The 18,931-nt window shown below is 45.3% G+C and carries 20 protein-coding genes; 11 read left to right on the top strand and 9 right to left on the bottom strand.

Going from position 1 to position 18,931, the window contains the following annotated elements:
- The first annotated feature begins 6 nt into the window (after nucleotides 1-6).
- From ccoO to ICN48_RS09700, 6 genes are read left to right on the top strand one after another with little or no spacing between them, the layout of a single operon-like run.
- The gene (ccoO, locus tag ICN48_RS09725; RefSeq protein WP_216153495.1) at nucleotides 7-657 is read left to right on the top strand and encodes a cytochrome-c oxidase, cbb3-type subunit II; all 651 of its coding nucleotides are present in this window, start codon (nucleotides 7-9) and stop codon (nucleotides 655-657) included.
- A gap of 35 nt (nucleotides 658-692) precedes the next feature.
- Nucleotides 693-860, top strand: a complete 168-nt coding sequence (locus ICN48_RS09720) for a cbb3-type cytochrome c oxidase subunit 3 (protein WP_215358288.1) — start codon at nucleotides 693-695, stop codon at nucleotides 858-860.
- Entirely contained in the window at nucleotides 857-1,783 is a 927-nt protein-coding gene (gene ccoP, locus ICN48_RS09715) for a cytochrome-c oxidase, cbb3-type subunit III (RefSeq protein ID WP_216153494.1), read from the top strand. Before ICN48_RS09720 ends, ccoP begins: the two co-directional genes overlap by 4 nt.
- A gap of 12 nt (nucleotides 1,784-1,795) precedes the next feature.
- Nucleotides 1,796-3,253: a cytochrome c oxidase accessory protein CcoG gene (ccoG, locus tag ICN48_RS09710; protein WP_216153493.1), complete on the top strand. Its 1,458-nt coding sequence runs from the start codon at nucleotides 1,796-1,798 to the stop codon at nucleotides 3,251-3,253.
- A 26-nt stretch (nucleotides 3,254-3,279) separates the two neighbouring features.
- The gene (locus ICN48_RS09705; protein WP_216153492.1) at nucleotides 3,280-3,483 is read left to right on the top strand and encodes a FixH family protein; all 204 of its coding nucleotides are present in this window, start codon (nucleotides 3,280-3,282) and stop codon (nucleotides 3,481-3,483) included.
- The gene (locus ICN48_RS09700) at nucleotides 3,480-3,740 is read left to right on the top strand and encodes a hypothetical protein (protein ID WP_215320646.1); all 261 of its coding nucleotides are present in this window, start codon (nucleotides 3,480-3,482) and stop codon (nucleotides 3,738-3,740) included. The genes ICN48_RS09705 and ICN48_RS09700 overlap by 4 nt, the downstream gene beginning before the upstream one ends.
- Here the strand turns inward: ICN48_RS09700 and fnr are convergent.
- Nucleotides 3,737-4,507 carry a fumarate/nitrate reduction transcriptional regulator Fnr gene (gene fnr, locus ICN48_RS09695; RefSeq protein ID WP_216153491.1) on the bottom strand — a complete coding sequence of 257 codons (771 nt, stop codon included), beginning with the start codon at nucleotides 4,505-4,507 and terminating at the stop codon, nucleotides 3,737-3,739. The two genes, ICN48_RS09700 and fnr, sit on opposite strands and share 4 nt — an antisense overlap.
- 76 nt (nucleotides 4,508-4,583) lie before the next feature.
- Between fnr and ICN48_RS09690 the strand changes: the two genes are divergently transcribed.
- Nucleotides 4,584-5,303 carry a sulfite exporter TauE/SafE family protein gene (locus ICN48_RS09690; RefSeq protein WP_216153490.1) on the top strand — a complete coding sequence of 240 codons (720 nt, stop codon included), beginning with the start codon at nucleotides 4,584-4,586 and terminating at the stop codon, nucleotides 5,301-5,303.
- A gap of 7 nt (nucleotides 5,304-5,310) precedes the next feature.
- On the opposite strand, the gene ICN48_RS09685 is transcribed toward ICN48_RS09690, so the two are convergent.
- The gene (locus ICN48_RS09685) at nucleotides 5,311-6,936 is read right to left on the bottom strand and encodes a SulP family inorganic anion transporter (protein WP_216153489.1); all 1,626 of its coding nucleotides are present in this window, start codon (nucleotides 6,934-6,936) and stop codon (nucleotides 5,311-5,313) included.
- Between the two features lie 20 nt (nucleotides 6,937-6,956).
- Nucleotides 6,957-7,358 carry a DUF2177 family protein gene (locus tag ICN48_RS09680; RefSeq protein ID WP_216153488.1) on the bottom strand — a complete coding sequence of 134 codons (402 nt, stop codon included), beginning with the start codon at nucleotides 7,356-7,358 and terminating at the stop codon, nucleotides 6,957-6,959.
- A gap of 86 nt (nucleotides 7,359-7,444) precedes the next feature.
- On the opposite strand from ICN48_RS09680, the gene ICN48_RS09675 reads away from it, so the two are divergent.
- A complete protein-coding gene (locus ICN48_RS09675; RefSeq protein ID WP_216153487.1) occupies nucleotides 7,445-7,885 on the top strand; it encodes a universal stress protein in 441 nt (146 codons plus the stop codon).
- Nucleotides 7,886-7,977: 92 nt separating this feature from the next.
- Here ICN48_RS09675 and ICN48_RS09670 read toward each other — a convergent pair whose 3' ends face one another.
- A complete protein-coding gene (locus ICN48_RS09670) occupies nucleotides 7,978-9,414 on the bottom strand; it encodes a M23 family metallopeptidase (RefSeq protein WP_370624198.1) in 1,437 nt (478 codons plus the stop codon).
- Between the two features lie 297 nt (nucleotides 9,415-9,711).
- Here ICN48_RS09670 and ICN48_RS09665 point away from each other — a divergent pair, with 297 nt between their 5' ends.
- Nucleotides 9,712-10,845 carry a mandelate racemase/muconate lactonizing enzyme family protein gene (locus ICN48_RS09665; protein WP_216153486.1) on the top strand — a complete coding sequence of 378 codons (1,134 nt, stop codon included), beginning with the start codon at nucleotides 9,712-9,714 and terminating at the stop codon, nucleotides 10,843-10,845.
- 85 nt (nucleotides 10,846-10,930) lie between these two features.
- Here ICN48_RS09665 and ICN48_RS09660 read toward each other — a convergent pair whose 3' ends face one another.
- The 4 genes from ICN48_RS09660 to ICN48_RS09645 all read right to left on the bottom strand — a co-directional run bounded on the left by ICN48_RS09660 (nucleotide 10,931) and on the right by ICN48_RS09645 (nucleotide 15,898).
- The gene (locus tag ICN48_RS09660) at nucleotides 10,931-12,943 is read right to left on the bottom strand and encodes a TRAP transporter fused permease subunit (protein WP_216153485.1); all 2,013 of its coding nucleotides are present in this window, start codon (nucleotides 12,941-12,943) and stop codon (nucleotides 10,931-10,933) included.
- A 99-nt stretch (nucleotides 12,944-13,042) separates the two neighbouring features.
- Nucleotides 13,043-13,993, bottom strand: a complete 951-nt coding sequence (locus tag ICN48_RS09655; RefSeq protein WP_216153484.1) for a TAXI family TRAP transporter solute-binding subunit — start codon at nucleotides 13,991-13,993, stop codon at nucleotides 13,043-13,045.
- 33 nt (nucleotides 13,994-14,026) lie between these two features.
- Complete coding sequence (locus tag ICN48_RS09650) at nucleotides 14,027-14,953, bottom strand: dihydrodipicolinate synthase family protein (protein WP_216153483.1); 927 nt, start codon at nucleotides 14,951-14,953, stop codon at nucleotides 14,027-14,029.
- 15 nt (nucleotides 14,954-14,968) lie between these two features.
- Nucleotides 14,969-15,898 carry a 2-hydroxyacid dehydrogenase gene (locus ICN48_RS09645; RefSeq protein WP_216153482.1) on the bottom strand — a complete coding sequence of 310 codons (930 nt, stop codon included), beginning with the start codon at nucleotides 15,896-15,898 and terminating at the stop codon, nucleotides 14,969-14,971.
- Between the two features lie 85 nt (nucleotides 15,899-15,983).
- On the opposite strand from ICN48_RS09645, the gene ICN48_RS09640 reads away from it, so the two are divergent.
- Nucleotides 15,984-16,925 (top strand): 3-hydroxyacyl-CoA dehydrogenase family protein, encoded by a 942-nt coding sequence (locus ICN48_RS09640; RefSeq protein WP_216153481.1) that lies wholly within the window; start codon nucleotides 15,984-15,986, stop codon nucleotides 16,923-16,925.
- Nucleotides 16,926-16,966: 41 nt separating this feature from the next.
- On the opposite strand, the gene ICN48_RS09635 is transcribed toward ICN48_RS09640, so the two are convergent.
- Nucleotides 16,967-18,172 carry an MFS transporter gene (locus ICN48_RS09635; protein ID WP_216153480.1) on the bottom strand — a complete coding sequence of 402 codons (1,206 nt, stop codon included), beginning with the start codon at nucleotides 18,170-18,172 and terminating at the stop codon, nucleotides 16,967-16,969.
- Nucleotides 18,173-18,215: 43 nt separating this feature from the next.
- On the opposite strand from ICN48_RS09635, the gene ICN48_RS09630 reads away from it, so the two are divergent.
- Entirely contained in the window at nucleotides 18,216-18,896 is a 681-nt protein-coding gene (locus ICN48_RS09630) for a cytochrome b/b6 domain-containing protein (protein ID WP_216153479.1), read from the top strand.
- The last annotated feature ends 35 nt before the right edge of the window (nucleotides 18,897-18,931 follow it).

The raw sequence follows: 18,931 nt of genomic DNA, 5'->3' as shown, positions 1-18,931 counted from the left end.
AAGAAAATGTCTAGCGAAAATAAATTCTTTTCCCACGGAACACTTGAGAAAAACGTTGGTTGGTTAATTATTGCAACGATCGTGGTGGTATCGATTGCAGGGTTGGTGCAAATTGTTCCACTCTTTTTCCAGCACACTACGACTGAGCCTAGCCCTGGCGTTGTTCCATACACAGCTTTACGTTTAGCTGGCCGCGATATCTATCAACGTGAAGGTTGTGTTGGTTGCCATTCACAACAGATACGGACTTTGCGTTCTGAAGTCGAGCGCTACGGCCCTTACTCTTTGGCTGGCGAGTCTGTATATGACCATCCATTTCTATGGGGCAGTAAGCGTACAGGCCCAGATTTAGCTCGTGTAGGAGGACGCTATTCAGATGCTTGGCATCAGATCCACTTAAATAACCCACGCGATGTGGTGCCGGAGTCAAATATGCCTGCTTATCCATGGCTCGGGAAAAATGCAGCTGATGCAAGCTCTATTCAGTCACATATGGTTGCTATACGTCGTTTAGGCGTTCCATACACTGATGAAATGATTGCAAATGCACCTGCAGAGTTAGAGGGTAAGACGGAGTTAGATGCATTAGTTGCTTACCTGCAAGGCTTAGGTATTACGCGTCGCTATATTACTGTCGAAGAAGTTGTAGCGAAGTAATTAACAAGGTTATTAATTAAAACTACTTAAATCAAATGGAACAGATTACTCCCTACCTCTCGGCATTTTCTACAGTAATAGGCCTAGTTTTTTTTGTAGGAATTGTTTTGTGGGCTTGGTCTCCTGGTCGCAAGAAAGCAAATCAGGAATCAGCAGAGCTTCCATTTGATCTTCCGGATGAATTTAGTAAGGACAAATCATGAGTGACTTTTTTAGCAGTGGTTGGAGTGCTTACATCGCCTTAGTTGCATTAGTTGGAATTTTCTGGTGTATCTGGCTTTTGTTCTCCCAAAGGAAAGCTAAGGTTGTGCATACGGCCGATGGTGCGGTTGCTGATACGGGTCACGTATGGGATGGCGATCTGCGTGAGTTAAACAATCCATTGCCACGTTGGTGGATGTGGATGTTCTTGCTCTCTTGCATCTTTGCATTGGTCTACTTGGTGTTATTTCCAGGTTTGGGATCATTTCCGGGGATTATGGGCTACACCACTGATGGTGCTTTGATGAGCTCTATGACTGAAGCAAATGATGAGCTAAAGCCGGTTTATGCGAAATACGTCAAGATGGAAATTGAGCAAGTAGCGGCCGATCCTAAAGCCCGAGAAATGGGTCAACGCCTCTTCCTGAATTCTTGTGCACAGTGTCATGGCTCTGATGCTGGAGGCGCTAAAGGCTTCCCTAATTTAACTGATGGTGACTGGCTCTATGGAGGTTCACCAGAAAATATCAAGGCATCCATTACCTATGGTCGTGGCGGTGTGATGCCTCCATTCCCACAACTGGATAGCAATCAAATTTTGGATGTTGCTAACTATGTACGTAGTCTCTCCGGTTTGTCAGCAGATGATGCGAAAGCAGCTCGTGGCGCACAAGTATTCGCTGCAAACTGCGTAGCCTGCCATGGCCCTGATGGCAAAGGAAATATTGCTATTGGTGCACCAAACTTAACTGATAAAACTTGGTTATATGGCGGTTCAGAAGCGACGATTATTGAAACGGTAACTAAGGGTCGTATGGCAATGATGCCTGCTCAAGATAAAGTATTGAGTCCCGAGAAGATTCATTTGTTAGCAGCTTATGTCTGGGGTTTATCTAACAATAAACAACCAGCAACAGCTAAGTAAGAATAGCAATCAGTGCCATATATTTCGCCGGGTGGGAAACCTGTTCCGATAGAAGTTATTGAGGAGTCTCTTTACGAGGTTCGGCGAAAGATTTATCCGCGTTCAGTATCAGGGCTCTTTGCCCGCTGGCGCTTCATTCTGGTATTTGCTACTCAGCTGCTGTTTTACGGCTTGCCATGGGTTAGTTGGAATGGCCGTCAAGCAGTTCTTTTTGATTTAATTCAGCGTAAGTTTTATATCTTTGGCCTCGTATTATGGCCACAAGACGTGATTTATCTCACCCTCTTATTGATTCTTTCTGCGCTCGCTTTATTTCTATTTACTGCAGTTGCCGGGCGTTTATTTTGTGGGTATGCCTGTCCGCAAACCGTCTATACCGAAATCTTCATGTGGATCGAGCGCAAGGTCGAGGGTGACCGTTTTGCTCGTATTCGTTTGGATGGCGAAGAGTGGCCTTGGGGTTTCCGTAAATGGCGTTTAAAGATTACGAAGCATTTCCTCTGGTTATTAATCGCATTCTGGACAGGCTTTACTTTTATTGGGTATTTCACCCCAATTAGCACCTTAGGTTCCGCATTAATTCACCTGTCTTTGGGCCCATGGCAGACTTTCTGGTTGTGCTTCTATAGCTTTGCAACCTGGGGTAATGCAGGGTTTATGCGTGAGCAGGTTTGTAAATATATGTGCCCATATGCACGCTTCCAAAGTGTGATGGTGGATAAAGATACATTCTTGGTTACATACGACAAAGTGCGTGGTGAACCCAGGGGTAGCCGCAGTAAATCTGCAGATCAAGCTTCTCTAGGTTTAGGTGATTGTGTTGACTGCAGTATTTGTGTTCAAGTTTGCCCTACTGGCATTGATATTCGTGATGGCTTGCAATATATGTGTATTGGTTGCGGTGCCTGTATTGATGCATGCGATCAAGTGATGGAGAAGGTAGATTATCCAAAAGGACTCATTCGTTATACGACTGAGCGTGCCATTGAGGATAAAGAGTCCAATCAAAGTGCGATTCGTCATATTTTGCGCCCGCGCGTATTGATCTACACCGCTTTTATTACTGTGCTTACAGCCGCTTTTCTAGTTTCTCTCGCCACCCGAAACCCACTAAGGGTTGATGTGATGCGTGATCGTGGAGCATTGGCGCGCGAAGTCGAGGGTGTAAGGATTGAGAATATTTATCGCATTCAAATCATGAATGCATCTGAAAATAATATGAATGTGCAGGTGAAGGCGCTTGGTTTGGATGGATTAAAAGTGCTTAATTCACAAGGGCAGATTGTTACCGAGATTGAAGTTGGGCCAGCTAGCAATCTTCTGATGCCAATCAAGGTGAGCGCCAATGTTGGGGCGAATGAGGCTGGTAACTACCCAATTCATTTTGATGTGGTTGCCCATGAGATGTCAGGTGACGAGTTAATTACTAGAACCCGCGAAGAGAAATCAACTTTTATTATTCCCCGTTAAGCTAGAAGGCAATGGAGAGGATGGATATGACACAACAACAAACTACTAAACCCTGGTTCAAGCAACTATGGCCATGGCTTTTAATTAGCGGACCAGCTGTTGCCATGATTGGCTGCGCTATTACTATTTACTTAGCTGTAAATCTATATGCAGATAAGCCATTGCGTGATGGCGTTGTGAAACAGGGCTTAAAAGTTGAACAGATTAAAGATACGCAGGCAACAAAATGAAGTACCGCCTACTAATCTGGATTTTGTGGCCCTCATTTTTGGTGGCCGGTATGGCAGAGGGCTTGTTATTTACTGTGATCCACCCACAAGACCTTTTATTTTTTGGTTATCACCCAGATATTTCTGATGAGGGCATCTATACCATTGGATTTTTTGTGATCTGGACCTTCTGTGCGGCGTCCAGCGCGTTGACTGCTTATATTCTGCCTGGGATTGAGTCACCCGATAGCAAGGAAATCGACCGCGGCTTAATTTAAGCCTGTTTGATTGGAATTTCAGGGCTTGCGCAGCCGTGGCGATCTGGGTTTGGAATTCCTGCTAGTTCGTAAAGCCCATTCATATCGATGAGTTTGATGTGGCGTTGTTTAATTTGAATGAGGCCCGACTCTGCAAAGCGTGAAAGCATGCGACTAACGGTTTCAATCTGAATCCCAAGATAGCTGCCAATATCATTGCGGCTCATACGTAAGTCAAATTCATTATTTAAATAGCCGCGTGCAGCAAGACGTTGCGAGAGGCTCAATAAAAAGGCTGCCAATCTTTCTTCTGCACGCATCGTGCCAAGTGACAGTAGGTGACGCTGATCTTGAGTCAGCTCACGACTCATTATTTTGTGGAACTGATTTTGCAATACAGGGATCTGCCGAGCCAAATCTTCAAAAGCATCGTAACGAATAATGCAGACTTCACTTTCTTCAAGTGCAATCGCATCAGACTGATAATGTCCTTCACCAATGCCATCAAGACCTAGAATTCCACCGGGCAGATGAAAGCCAATCACTTGTTGTCGACCGTCTTGCAGGCAGAACTCTGTTTTAAGAGTGCCAAAGCGCACGCTATATACAGAACTGAGTGGGTCGCCGTGACAATAAAGGCTTTCACCTTTTTGAAGATGAACACGCTCTTTAACTAAGGTATCAATCTGGGAAACTTCGTTACTATTTAATCCAACCGGAAGGCAAAACTGACCCAGTACGCATACAGAGCATTTGCTGGTTGGGCTATCGGTAGGTTTGTAGTTCATATTTGATTGGGTCTATAAGAGCAGTTTATTCTATTAATATGAAAATCCTCGCTTTCACCTACTTTTTACTGATTTCATGCTGACAACCAGTCTGCTAATTGCTGTATTTCTGGGTGCTCTAGTTAGCGGCTGGCACTGCGCTTTGATGTGTGGTGGTATAGCTGCTGCCATTGAGCGGCCTACAGCCCTGGAGACCCCTTTAAGGGCTAAATCTGAGCTGTTTTACCTGCAGTTGATTATGCATATGGGGCGCGTAACGACTTACGTCTTATTGGGCGCTTTAGCTGCTGCTGTAGGGGTTGTGGTTTGGCAACAAAGCCTCATTCCTATCCAGCGACCCCTATTCGCTCTGACTTCTCTCATCTTGATTTTCATGGGCATCCGTTTATTGAGAATTGGCAAGTCAGAAGGGTTGCTTGGAGGTAAATGGTTAAGCACCAAAATTGCAGCTTATTGGGCTAAATACTTGGGTCGCATGGCTAGTGGCCCTTCACGTTGGTTTAGCGGTATGTTGTGGGGTTTAGTTCCCTGTGGATTGGTTTATAGCGTTTTACCACTCGCTTTTTTATCAGGTGATGTGCTTACTGGTGCTGCTCTGATGTTGGCATTTGGTTTGGGTACATTACCTAACTTATTGCTGATCTCTAAATTTTCCGCAGCACTTACTCAATTTGGGCAATATCTTTGGGTTCGGTATTTGGCAGCCCTATTGCTCTTGATTGCCGGCAGTTTTGGTTTGTATCGCGCTTGGGTTTTACCTGAAGCTTTATTAAAAGGTGGCTTTTGTATTTCTTAATCCGCTCTTAAGTTAGGGCCGCCTCTATTCCAGAGGCAAGATCTGGATAGAAGGAGTCTTGCGGAAGTGAAACAATAAAGGCGCTTCGCTCTGCCATCTCCAGAGGTTGATGCGCTAAGCCGCAAATGATTAATCGAATGTTCCGAATCTTGCACAGATGAGCTAGTTCCATGATCGTATCCATGCCAGAAGTATCGATGTAAATCACATTCTTTAAATCAAGTAAAAGCGTTTGGGTGGGTAGATTTGTCTCAATCTTTTCTAGAAGCTTAACTGCTCCAAAAAAGATGGCCCCATGAATACGGTAGGCATCAATTCTTCCTTGCTGATTGCTTAGTCCTGGAAAGTCGCTGACTAAAGCAGTCTCACAACGCGATAGACTGGAGATGCGATAAATGAAGGTGATGAAAGCTAGCAATAAGCCCACTTCAACTGCGATGGTCAGATCCAAGACCACAGTGAGAGTGAAAACGCTCAAGATAGTGATGCGATAAGGTAAGCGGAACTGTTTGAGCTCGATAAACTTCTGCCACTCACCCATATTCCAGGCTACATACATCAAGATGGCAGCAAGGCTGGCTAAGGGAATATTTTTAGCAAGTGGCGCCGCAAATAAAACAATGATCAGTAGAGTAGCTGAATGGACAAGACCAGCTATTGGCGTTGATGCGCCACTTTCTACATTAGTGACCGTACGAGCAATCGTTCCTGTAGCGGGCATGCCACCAAAAAATGGAATAGTGAAATTGGCGATACCCTGAGCGATGAGCTCTTGATTAGATTCATGACGATCATGAATGAGGCCGTCAGCAATACGCGCGCAGAGTAAAGATTCAATTGCACCTAATAGGGCAAGTGTGAGAGCTGGCGCCACCATGAACTGAGCACTATCCCAGCTTACCGGAATCCATTCAAAAGAGGGAAGTCCAGAGGGGATGCCGCCAAAGCGACTACCAATAGTGTCTACAGGCAAGTTAAGGGTGCTGGTAATGATGGTTGCTACCACCATAGTCACTACTGTGCCAGGCAGGTGCGATAGCCAACCTAGACGACTCTGAGACAATTTCCAGAGAATTAATAAAGTCAGACTTCCACAAGCTATGCCTAGTGCAATAGGATTAAAGGTATCTGCCGCCAAGTAGAGCGTATGAACGGATTGAAAAAACTGTGCAGGCATTTTGTCAATCTGAAGACCAAAAAAGTCTTTGATTTGAGATAGGCCAATCAAAAAAGCAATACCGTTAGTAAAGCCAATAATGACTGCGATCGGAATGAAGCGCACCAGTGTCCCGAGTCGAAACACTCCCATCAGGAATAAAAATACTCCCGACATAGCCGTAGCTAGTAATAAATTGGGAACACCATAGCGCTCGACTATGCCATAGACAATCACAATGAAGGCACCAGCTGGCCCGCCGATTTGCACGCGGCTTCCACCAAGTAGGGAAATAAGACCGCCAGCAATAATGGCCGTGAAAATACCAGATTCAGGCTTTAGCCCGCTAGCAATGGCAAAGGCCATCGCCAGGGGAAGGGCTACAACACCAACAGTTAGTCCGGCAAAAACATCCTTTGTAAAAAGGGTGCGGTTATAGCCTGCAAATGAATCTAGAAGCCGAGAGCGAAAAAACATTGTTGTGATGTTTTAATCATTCAAGAGATACGGTTACCAACCCAGTATGCAAATACAGAACAAAGGGCCGTGACAAAACTACCCCATGCAATATCAATGAAGGCCAATTGAGTTGGAAAGTTTCTGATAACTGCCAAATTAGTGAGGTCGTATGTCATATAACAAAATAGCCCGAATAAGGCGCCATATTGCAGTGCATATACCCATGACTGTTTTGACAGTGCGGGAACAATCACAAAAATACAGACACCCAGAGCGTAAATGAGGTAGAACGCGAGTCCAGCAAGAAGTTTGGGATCGGTGGCCATCAAATCACCCATCTCATTGCGATAGAGGTTTTTTGCGACACCTAAGAGCCATACCAAATCGATTGCGATGAGGGTAGCTAAAAATGAGAGGTAAATAGCAAAATTCTTGAGCAATTAAGTTACCTTTATGCTTTTATAGGCTAATAATTAGCATTATGATGGAAAGAGTAGATTAGTAGTTCAATTTAAGAGGGGTCAATATGTTTAAGCATTTATTAGTGCCGGTAGACGGTTCAGATGTCAGTAAAAAATCCTTGAAGAAAGTCGCGGCACTGGCAAAGGCTGATGGCGCTGCAGTGACATTGGTGTATGTTTCTGATCCAACGCCTCCAATGGTGTACTCAGATAGCACTATGGGCTATGGAATTTCTAAGAAACAGCACACAGAAGCTTGCCAAGCTTATGCACTAGATGTAATTAAGAGGTCGACAACTGCTCTGGGGCTTGGCGCCAAAGTGAAAAGTCTTCATATTGAAAATAGCAATCTATCTGAAGGCATTTTGGCTGGTGCCAAAAAAGCAAAGGCGGATGTGATTGTGATGGCATCTCATAAGCGTACCGGTATTAAAGGTATTTTGTTGGGTAGCGAGACTCATGAAGTAATCGTTCATTCCACACTACCAGTTTTAGTTCTTGGTTAACTTAATCAGCGCTAAACAAAAAGGGTCCGAGTGGACCCTTTTTTATTTCAACGAAATTAATATGATTTAAGTAACTGATTTCAGTAACTTGATTAGTTATATTTAATCGGACTACCTAGTAGGAGTATTTCTCTAGTGAGCTGTCCGCTTTCACTATCACGCATAGACCACAAATCAAGTTGTGTCTTAGAGCCATAAGGATCTACATAAATCCCATTTTTTCGTAATTCAAAATGAAGGTGTGGTCCAGTGGATCTACCCGTGGTTCCTACATAGCCAATTTCCAAGCCCCGTCGTACTTCATTTCCAAGCTCAAGTTCAACGTTGTAATTACTTAAGTGAGCATAGTAGGTATGGTAATTACCTGGGTGCTCTAAAATGATCAAGTTACCAAAGGCGCCGCTGTAACCAATGTGCGCCACTCTGCCATTGGCGACGCTAAATACTGGGGTACCAATAGGTGCGGAGTAATCAATACCCATATGGGCGCGATATTTTTGCTTGCTTGCAGGTGCTTGGGTTGGGGCTACTGGCACAGGACTCTTACTTCGCTTTTTGGAAGATGCTCTGACCATACCAACACCGCGTGAGATACGGCGATAGCTCAATGGGTTAGTCCAGAAGGAGCGCTCAAGAGACTCTCCAGTTCCCGTAAAGAATCCTCCCGGGATGTCAGAACGCTCCATCCAAAAGGCATTTGCATAAACCTCTTTAGTATTGGGATCAATAATTTCTACTGCCCAAATTTGCGCCCATTTTTCTCGATCACCGAAATCTACAATCAAGCGCACGACACTATTGGTGTTCTCTAGTGAATTATTTTCTTCTGGATAAATTTGCTTGATCAGAGAATTCAATTCCCAGACTAGTTCAACAGGCAATTGATCGCTGACTTTACGTGGGTCATACAAGACATCTCTTAGGGGGATGCGAATCTCGGTTAAGCGTTTGGACTCATCTTTGAGATAGTCTTGCTCAATTAAGAATCCGCCAACCGCTGAAGGTGTAAATGTCCACACCTCTGTTTTGCTATCTTGGATAGGGCCATTCATGATGCTCAATGAATCAAAGCGATTGCGGCTACCAAAAGCAACCGCGTAAGGAATGCAATCTCCACGCATGCGGTCAAAAAAAGTTTTAGTCTGATTTTTGAAGAATTCAGCAAACTGACGGTTATCAATACCAATGCTGGCAGGTAGCTTGTCTTCGTTATAGCTGCGACGTAAGCAACCTTGAGCAACCCGGTAGTCTAAATTGGCATCGCTATCGAGCATGATCTCATCAGGAGCTTTACGCTGAAATAGGGATGGGTTTAGGCTCATGCTGCTAGTTTTTGAGCCAGTCCCTCCCGATTTATCCTTGAAACCAACCTGCTTGGAAGATTGAACAATTACCTTTTGACGGTTTTGGTTGGCGCCTTGAGCTTGGGCTGCATATGCCAAGCCCGGTGTTGAGCTAAGAAAGGCGCAGCCAGCCAAAATGATTATTCCCCTAGTGAACAGGGAGCTAAGAGATACTTTTTTATTCACCCCTCAATTATCCAATAATGTGAGGGCGAACCCGAATAAATATGTTGTGCTGCAGCAAAATGAATTCAATCTTGATATGAATCTCACATAAGAAATTCAAAAGCTTCGCTGAGTTTTTTTTGCCATTCTGCTTCCTGGCGACTGTCTCATAAGCGGAACAGGTCGAAAATCCAGAATCTTTAGGAGTAACAGTTTTGCCACTTTTAACTAAATTTGTCTCGTAACTTAGACATATGCCGATCTTAGGTATAGAGAGGTAAATTATCGATACAATTATTTTTTGATTAAGGAGTATCGATGCCGATTATCGAATCTGTCCAAGTTGCATCTGTAGCAGTGCCTTTAGATAAAGTCACCTCATTTTCTACCCGCACTGTTTCTGAGCGTCATTACTGTCTCGTAAAAGTACGGGGCGAGGATGGCAATGAAGGTATCGGCTTTTGTTACGTCGGAAGTGCTGGTGGAGATATCGCCAAAATTGCTGTGGAGCAATTGCTGGCTCCAAAATTGATTGGTCAAAACAGTCACCGCAGTGAAGGTCTCTGGATGGACATGTACAACGAGTCTATTCTCCAGGGTCGTGCAGGTGCGGTAATGCGTGGCATCTCTATTTTGGACACGGCCATATGGGATTTAAATGCACGCTCAGTCGGCCTGCCTTTGCACCAATACTTGGGTTCGGTTGTAGATGATCGTGTGCCAGCCTACGCAAGTGGTGGCTACTACTTAGAAGGCAAAACGCCTGCTAAGCTGGGTAAGGAAATGGAGTCTTACGTAAAGCAGGGTTTTAAGGCTGTCAAGATGAAAGTAGGGCGTCTTTCTCCATCTGAAGAAGAGGCGCGCGTGAAGGCGGCTCGCAACGCAGTAGGTGACGATGTATTGCTGACTTTGGATGCCAACAATGCTTGGCGTGATTTGCCGACGGCTCTTGAGTATGTGCGTCGCTTTGAGGCTTACAACCCTTATTGGATTGAGGAGCCATTCTCTCCAGATGCCATAGATCTGCATGCAGCATTAGCGCGTCAAACCAAAATCAATGTAGCTACCGGTGAAATGGAAGCGGGGCGCTGGCGCTTTAGGGAATTAATTGATGCTGGTGGCGCTGCCATCTTGCAATCAGATGCTGCAGTCTGTGGCGGCATAACCGAGTGGAGAAGAATTTCCGCATATGCAGACTTGAAGGGTGTAATCGTCTGCCCGCATTGGATGCATGATTTACATGCACCCCTAGTTGCAGCCACACCTAATGCGCGCTTTGTTGAATTCTTCTTGGATGATCAAGTGCTCAACTTCCGTAGATTAATCAACAAACAACTCACCTTTAAAAATGGGGATTTGATTTTGCATAAAACCCCTGGGTTGGGATTTGAGTTTGATGAGGTTGCTGTGAAGAAGTACGCAGGCAAAGCCGCTTGGACCAAGATAGCCTAATCATGAGTCGAGCTGGGTGTCGCATGCCAAGTTAAAAATAAAGCCCGCTATTGCGGGCTTTATTGCTCTTAAGCAGTACTTCTACTTAAGAAGATCGTGGATTTAGCTTGAAGTGCGTAAGAGTTTGCGTCACTAGAACTAGTCCAAAACCAACAAAGCCAATCAAGTCTGCTTCTGTAGAGGGATAGGCCAGCGCAACGCCAGAGACTACCATAATGATGCGCTCAAAGATCTTGGTTTTTTCAATGAACCAACCTTGTAGTCCACCGGCCAAGCAGATGATGCCAACAACAGCCGTAAAGGAAACCCAAGCGATTTGCATCCAGTCAGCTTGCTCTAATGCGCTGGTAGAGCCCATTAAAAGCAAACTTACGCCCGACTTATCTAGTACAAACATGAACGGAACTAGGATGGCAGGGGCCACATACTTCCATGTTTGCAAGGTGGTCTTATAGGGATTGCCTTTGCAAATTGCAGCCGCCGCAAATGGAGAAAGTGCAGTTGGTGGCGATACTTCAGAAAGTACTGCGTAATAGAAGATGAACATGTGCGCGGCAAATGCAGGTACGCCCAAATTAATCAGTGCAGGCGCCGCAATCACTGCGCAAATAATATAAGAAGCGGTAACCGGAACAGCTAAGCCAACCACCCACACTACTAAAGCTGTAAAAATAGTAGTAAGTAAGAGCGAGCCACCAGCGTATTGAATCACAATCGAGCTAAATTTCAGGCCAAGACCTGTGAGGGTAACGGTACCAACAATCAAGCCTGCACCAGCACAGGTAGCTGCAATTGCTAAGACGCCGGTAGAGCCAGAGGCAAGCGCCTTAGTGAGGTTGGAGTTGTATAGCCCAGAAAGAATGGGTTCTTTACCCTTAAACCATGCCCAAGGAATGATGGCGGTATCTTTGCGCAGCATGCTTGAGAGGGCTGAGACCACTGTCGCCCAGAATACGGACATAACAGGTGAGAAGCCCATCAACATAAACACCACAATTGAAATGAGGGAGAAAAAATGGAACCAATATTTTTTGGTGAGCTGCCACGCAGTTTCAGCAGATTCAAAATGAATATTCTTCATGCCATATTTGCGTACATCGATTTCGACCATCACAAATAAGCCAAGATAAAAAAGGATGGTTGGGATAGTTGCCATTAGCAGCACATCTAAATAGGAGATCTTGAGAAAATCTGCAATCAAGAAGGCGGCTGCACCCAGTACTGGAGGCGAGATGATGGCACCAAGACCACCCGCTGCCAAAAGTCCACCCGCTGCATTTTTTTCGTAACCCACCTTATCTAACATGGGGGCTGCAACTGAGCCAACCGTAACGGTGGTAGCAACACCTGATCCAGAAGGGCCGCCGAGCAAGAAGGAGGACATTACGATAGTTCTACCAACCCCAGAAGATTTACCGCCCATCGCCGCAAAGGAGAAGTCAATAAAGAATTTGCCGGCACCAGTGAACTGCAAGAAGGCGCCAAAAATAGTGAAGAGAATAATGAGGGTTGCTGATACATCCACAGCAGTACCGTAGATGCCCTCTAGCGTCATATACATATAGCCCACTAAACGATCAAGGCCATAACCCTTGTGAGTCCAAGGTGCTGGTAAGTAGTTGCCAAACAAGGCATAGAGCAGAAACAGGACGGTTACCGAAACCAAGATCAAACCATTGGTTCTTCGAACACTTTCGAGAATCAGCAGAATTAATACAATACCCACCATGACATCGGTAGAGTTGGGCGCGGTATTGCGATCCATAAAGTCATCGCCACCACTCAGAATGTAATAAGCAATTCCAACTGATACAACTGCAAAAATGATATCCCAGGGCATTAGGCGATTTTTGAAACGATCGGCAATCGGGAAGCTCAGAAACACTAAAAATAAAACTAGAGCAACGTGAATGACTCGTAACTCCTGTGTTGGAACAATGGAATAGGCGGCATATAAGTGAAAGAGTGACATGCCTACAGCCACTAGTGTGATGAATTTGGCTAGTAGACCCTTGTAGTCATTAGAGTCACCTTCCTCTTGCTTGATAAAGGCGTCTAGTTTTTCTTGGGTTTCGTTGTCAATAACGTTTTGATTCATGTCTCAACCTCTGTAATTATTTTTATGTACTATTTTATTTATTCACTGCCGTAAAACGAAAGGGGTGAGATTCACTCACCCCCTGATCCAAACATAAGCTTAATTTAGTTTGACGTTCTTTTCTTTGAAGTACCTTAGGGCGCCTGGATGAAAGTCAACTGGAGTTGATTTCGTTTTTTGGTTTTCTAAGCTGACGTTCATATATTCCTGATGCGTGCGGACTAGGTCAAGCTTGTTGTCAAACATGGTTTTGACAATCTTATAAGCTTGATCATCAGGCATGTTGGCATTGACCACTAAGATATTGGCAACGGCTGCAACCTTATTGTCTTTAGCCATACCGCTATACATGGCCTTAGGGATAACGGCCGTGAAATACAGATTGCCATATTTCTTATTCATGATAGGTACCTCATCGGAGGTATCCACCATAACAATTTTCATGCCTGGGCTATTGGCTAAATCAGTAACGGCGGCAGTCGGTAAGCCACCAACCCAGAAGAAGGCATCGATCTTGCGGTCTTTTACAGCATTAACGGATTCAGCTACGCTTAAGCGCTCACGTTTGACGTCTTTGTCTTTATCAATGCCTGCAGCTTCTAGCAAGCGAAAGGCCATCACTTCTGTTGCGCTACCTGGGGCACCAGTACTAATGCGTTTGCCTTTTAAATCCTTCATGGATTTAATGCCAGTGGATTCAACTGTTACTACGTGCATTAGGTTTGGATACAGAACCACCAAAGTACGCAGGTCTACTTTTTTCCCGGCAAACTTGCCTTCGCCAATCTGAGCGTCTTTTGCAGCATCAGCCATTGAAAAGCCAACATAAGGTTTTCCTGTGCCAATGAGGTTTAAGTTATCTACTGAGCCACCAGTAACTTCTGCTGTAGCAGACATTCCTGGAACCTTGCTAGAGAGTACGGAAGCTAAGCCACCACCCATAGGGTAGTAAACCCCGCCTGTACCACCCGTTGCAATAGAAATATTTTGAGCGCTCACACTTGCACAAAGGAAGCTTAGCGATAAAGCAATTACCTTAAGTAGATTCATAGTTGTCTCCTAATTATCTTTATAGTTTTTAAATTACAAACCTGGCATGCTGAAGTTAATCGCTTGCAACTCACTAAGAAGTTGGGCTTGTTGCTCAGCACTTAACTGCATTAGTGGTGGGCGTACTCTGAGCCACTCAGGATCTTTGCTGTAATGCGCAACGGCAGTCTTCATTCCCGCAATCATTTGGTACTTGGCGAAAATTCCTCGTACTTGATCTAAGCCTGCTTGACGTTCATCGGCATTAGATTCCGTCCAGTGCCCCGCTAAATCGGCGATAGCCTTAGGGTTCACGTTGGCGGTAGCGGAGATGCAGCCAACGCCACCAGCACGTAGGGCGCGCATCAGAAATACTTCGCTACCCGCATACACACGGAAGCCTGATGGGGCTAAAAGCTTAATCACAGACTCTGTATAAGCCCAATCACCTGAACTATCTTTCATGCCTACAACTGTCTTTGGATATTCTTTTGCTAAGCGCTCAAGCAAAGAGAGACTTAAGGTTACTTTGGTGACGGGCGGAATGTTGTAGATATAAATTTGTAATGCTGCGCTACCGACTTTTTGAATCACTTCAGAAAAATAAGCAAATAGGCCGTCATCAGTTACGTCTTTGTAATAGAAAGGTGGCAGCATCAATACGCCTGCACACTGGTGGTTCACTGCGTGACGGGTCATGTTCACAGTAGCATCGATAGATGTTGCGCCAGTACCTGGCATCAAGTGCTCAGGCTTTAATCCACCTTCAATTAATGCAGTTAATGTGCTCATCTTCTGTGGAGCGGACATTGAGTTTGCTTCTGAGTTGGTTCCAAAGATAGCTTGGCCAACGCCATTGGCTTCTAGCCATTTGCATTGCTTTAGTAATTTAGGAGCATCGGGGCTACCGTCCGCCTTAAAAGGTGTAAGTACAGGGGACAACACCGCAGGTAAGGTGGAAGGGTGCAGGGAAATTGTCATACTAGCTCCGTTGTTTTAATTATTTACTTCCGATGGAAGTGCTTGTTGGTTAAAAAAGGCTTCTAAATTATCTACAGCTAAGTTGGTCATGGCTATCCGCGTTTCCGAGGTGGCGCTCCCAATATGTGGTGTTAACAATACATTATCAAGTGCTAAAAAAGCATGACTTGGGTTAGGTTCATTCTCAAAAACATCTAAAGCCGCACCAGCAATCTTTTTATGTTGCAGTGCATATAAAAGGGCATCCTCATCAACTACACTTCCGCGGGCAATATTGATTAAATATCCGGACGGTCCCAAAGCCTCGAGCACCTTGGCGTTAATCATTTTGTCGGTATCAGGTGTTGCGGGGCAGGCTAAAAATAAGATGTCACAGCCCTTGGCCAAGGCTTGAACATCTGGATAGTAGGCATAAGGTAAAGATTTTTGATTGGGTCCTGAATACGCTATCTCAACCTTGAAGGGCTCTAAACGTTTAGCAAGATCCTGCCCAATACGACCCATCCCAGCAATGCCCACACGCTTGCCAGCTAGAGTCGTAGTGAGTCTAAAAGGGGCCTTTGACCAGGCAGTACTTTTAACGTATTCCTGAGCCTCGGGTAGCTTGCGAAGTAGTGCCAGCACCATGCCAATGGCAAGTTCGCACACCGCATCGTTTAAGACTCCCGGAGTATTGCTTGCTTTGATACCTTGTTCCCTTAAATAGCCCAAGGGAAGGTTGTCGTAACCAACCCCGCAAGTAGCTACCATGCGAATACTAGGGATTTGCTGAACGAGCTCTAGGGGAAGTTTGGTGTTGGAGCGAATCAAGATAGCTTGAAAATTGCCGGCTGGGGCGGGTGCTTTAGGATCGAGATGGTGAAAAGGGGTAAAGCGCCGATCTATCTCTGCCTGCATAATTTCAGGGAAATGGCCGACCTGGAGTACCGAATTGACGGGGATCATGTCTCACTAACTTTTTTATTGAAATAATGACCTCATTGTAAGAGGATTTTTTAGAAAAAGTCCGCCCCCATTTAGGAGAGTATTCATGTTATTTACCCCAGCAGAAACCAAGGTAGTCATAGTCGGTGGTGGCACGATGGGCGCTGACGTAGCGGCTGTTTGTGCTCGCGGCGGTTGCGCTGTCCAGGTAGTCGAGCCGACGACCGAGCGGCGAGCACTTTTGCCTGATTATTTTGCAAACACGATGACTGAGATCGGATATGAGAATCGTATTCATTTGCTTTCAGTTGCTGGTACGCTTGAAGAAGTCGATTGGTCTGATATTGATCTGGTGATTGAGTGTGTGCCAGAGCGTTTGGATATTAAGCGCGAGTTATTTACCAAGCTTGAGAAATATGCAAAGCCTGAAGCAGTGCTAGCGAGCAACAGCACGAGTTTCCCTATTAGTGAAATTGCTAGCGGCCTAAAAACTTCCGCACGAATGATTGGCTTGCATTTCTTTATGCCCGCACATTTAGTACCTTGCGTAGAGGTAGTTTATGGTGCGAAGACGTCTCCAATGGTTGGCGAGAGCCTCTCACGTTTGATGACTGCGTGTGGAATGGTGCCCGTTACTGTTAAAAAAGATCTTCCAGGATTTTTAGCTAATCGCCTACAGCACGCCTTATCGCGCGAAGCCTTTTCCATGGTTGATGAAGGCATCTGCACGCCGGAAGATATTGATAAAGCCGTTCGTTTTGGTTTTGGCTTTCGCTACATCGCAGCAGGCCCAGCAATGCAACGTGATCATGCAGGCTTAGAGGTCCATGGGGCGGGGGGAACAACTATTTATCCAACACTAAACAACTCACCAACAATAGCCAAGTGCTTAAGTGATCGTATTGCTAGCGGTAAGTTTGGTATGAAAACTGGTGAAGGCTTTTATACATGGACTGCTGAAACTATTAAGGCAGAGCGTGAGCGTTACCAAGAGGCTTTACGTGCTGGCTTAAAGATTATTCAGAAAGATCTTCCGGAAATTAAGTAGCGGATAGGCAATAAGACAGTAAGGCAATAAGGCAACCAGCTTTAAGAGATATCTTTCAGATGAAGTTTGGCAAGGTGTGGGGCGAGTCGATAAGTGATCAGGACGATAGCAATCGTCGCAGCCCCACCAAATACGATGGAGGGTACTAGGCCCATCATGCTCGCGGCAATGCCGGACTCAAGTGCACCTAATTCATTAGATGAGCCAATGAAGATTCCATTGATGGCGCTTATTCTGCCGCGCATGTGATCTGGAGTTGTGAGTTGCATGATGCTGCCTCGAATCACTACGGATATGGAATCAAAGCATCCAGAGATAAATAAGAAAAAGGCACATATCCATAAATTGCTGGAGATACCAAAAGCAATAATCGCTGCGCCAAATCCCGCAACCGAGATCAGGAGATGTTTACCGGAGTCGGTCAGAATGGGGCACCTGGCTAAGTAGATGCCTGTAATGACAGCCCCAGCAGCAGGTGCAGCACGCAAAATACCAAGAGTCTCTGGGCCTGCATTGAGCACCTCTTTAACAAAGGCGGGAAGTATGGAGACTGCACCACCGAAAAGCACGGCAAACATGTCAAGCGCCATGATTCCCAAAATAAGCTCATGCTTTCTGACGTAATGAAAGCCTTCTAAAAAACTCTTCAGGAAGTGTCGAGATAAGTTGCTCGACTTTTCTTGAACAGCAGTAATAAAGGTAATGCCATACAAGCCGATCGCTCCAAAGAATGCGGCCAGCAAGTAGGTCCATTCAAGACCAGCAAAGCCAATCATGAGTCCGCCCAAGCCTGGGCCGGCTACTACACAAATCTGAAAGGCAGAGGAGGCGTAGGCTGTGTAACGTGGCAGTTGATCTCTTGGGATCACTTGTCCAAAAAGTGCTTGGTAAGAAGGTCTCAGTAGGGCGCGACCAACACCAATGAAAGCTACAGCGGTATATATCAGCGGCACGGGCGGAGAAAGCCAGCCCAGTGCAATGACTGTCAAAAATAAACCTACCGCAATATGAATCATGCATGCTATTGCTGCAATCCATTTGCGGGAGTGGTGATCAACTGCATGTCCTGAGTAAAGTGCGAGCGCAAAGTAGGGGATGAGCTCTGCCAGACCAATCAATCCGAGAGAAACCACGCTATTGGTGATTTCGTAGAGATGCCAGCCTACCGCTACCATCGTAATTTGATAGCTGAGTGTTGCGCCGATGCGATACAGGAGCAGGGTTCTAAAGGCTTTGCCAGGATTCATGAATTCTCTCCATTTTAGAGGAGAAGAGGATTATCCTTAAGGTATGAACAAAATTATTCGCGTATGGGACTTGCCAATCCGTTTATTTCATTGGCTACTGGTGGTTTGTATCACCGGCAGCTTTGTGACCATCAATTTGGGTGATGAATTCATTCAATGGCATGCCTATTTTGGCTACAGCATTTTGACTCTATTGATTTTCAGAATCATCTGGGGGTTCGTTGGCTCAACCCATGCGCGCTTCTTAACGTTTATTCCAAGTAAACAAGCAATTTTCGATTACTCGAGGGGACGCTCACCGCATGTTCTTGGTCACAATCCAATAGGCGCACTTTCCGTATTCGCTCTACTGTTTGTCTTAAGCATTCAGGTATTTACAGGATTATTTGTTGATGATGAGGTCTCTTTTCAGGGGCCCTTGGCAAAATATGTATCCGGTTCGATATCTTCATTTTTATCGCAGATTCACGAAGGTAATCAAGTGGTAATACTGACGCTGATTGCCATTCACATTGCCGCCATTCTTTTCTATAAGAAATTCAAAGGTGAAGATCTGATTAAGCCAATGATTAGTGGCGATAAAGAAATTGACCCAAGCGAGGAGGCAAAATATTTGCCAGCTGACTTGGGTCGGGCCTCCAAGGATGGAGTGCTGCAGCGCGGTTTTGCTTTGGTCTTACTAAGTGTGATCGCGGTAGCAGTGGGTTACTTGATTACGAAGTAACTCTCAATAACAGCAGTTATAAAGGTGGTCACTAA

It is taken from the genome of Polynucleobacter sp. JS-Safj-400b-B2, assembly GCF_018881975.1.
Taxonomy (GTDB): Bacteria; Pseudomonadota; Gammaproteobacteria; order Burkholderiales; family Burkholderiaceae; genus Polynucleobacter.
Note: the sequence above shows the minus strand (reverse complement) of the source record. Positions and strands in the feature narration are given on the sequence as shown.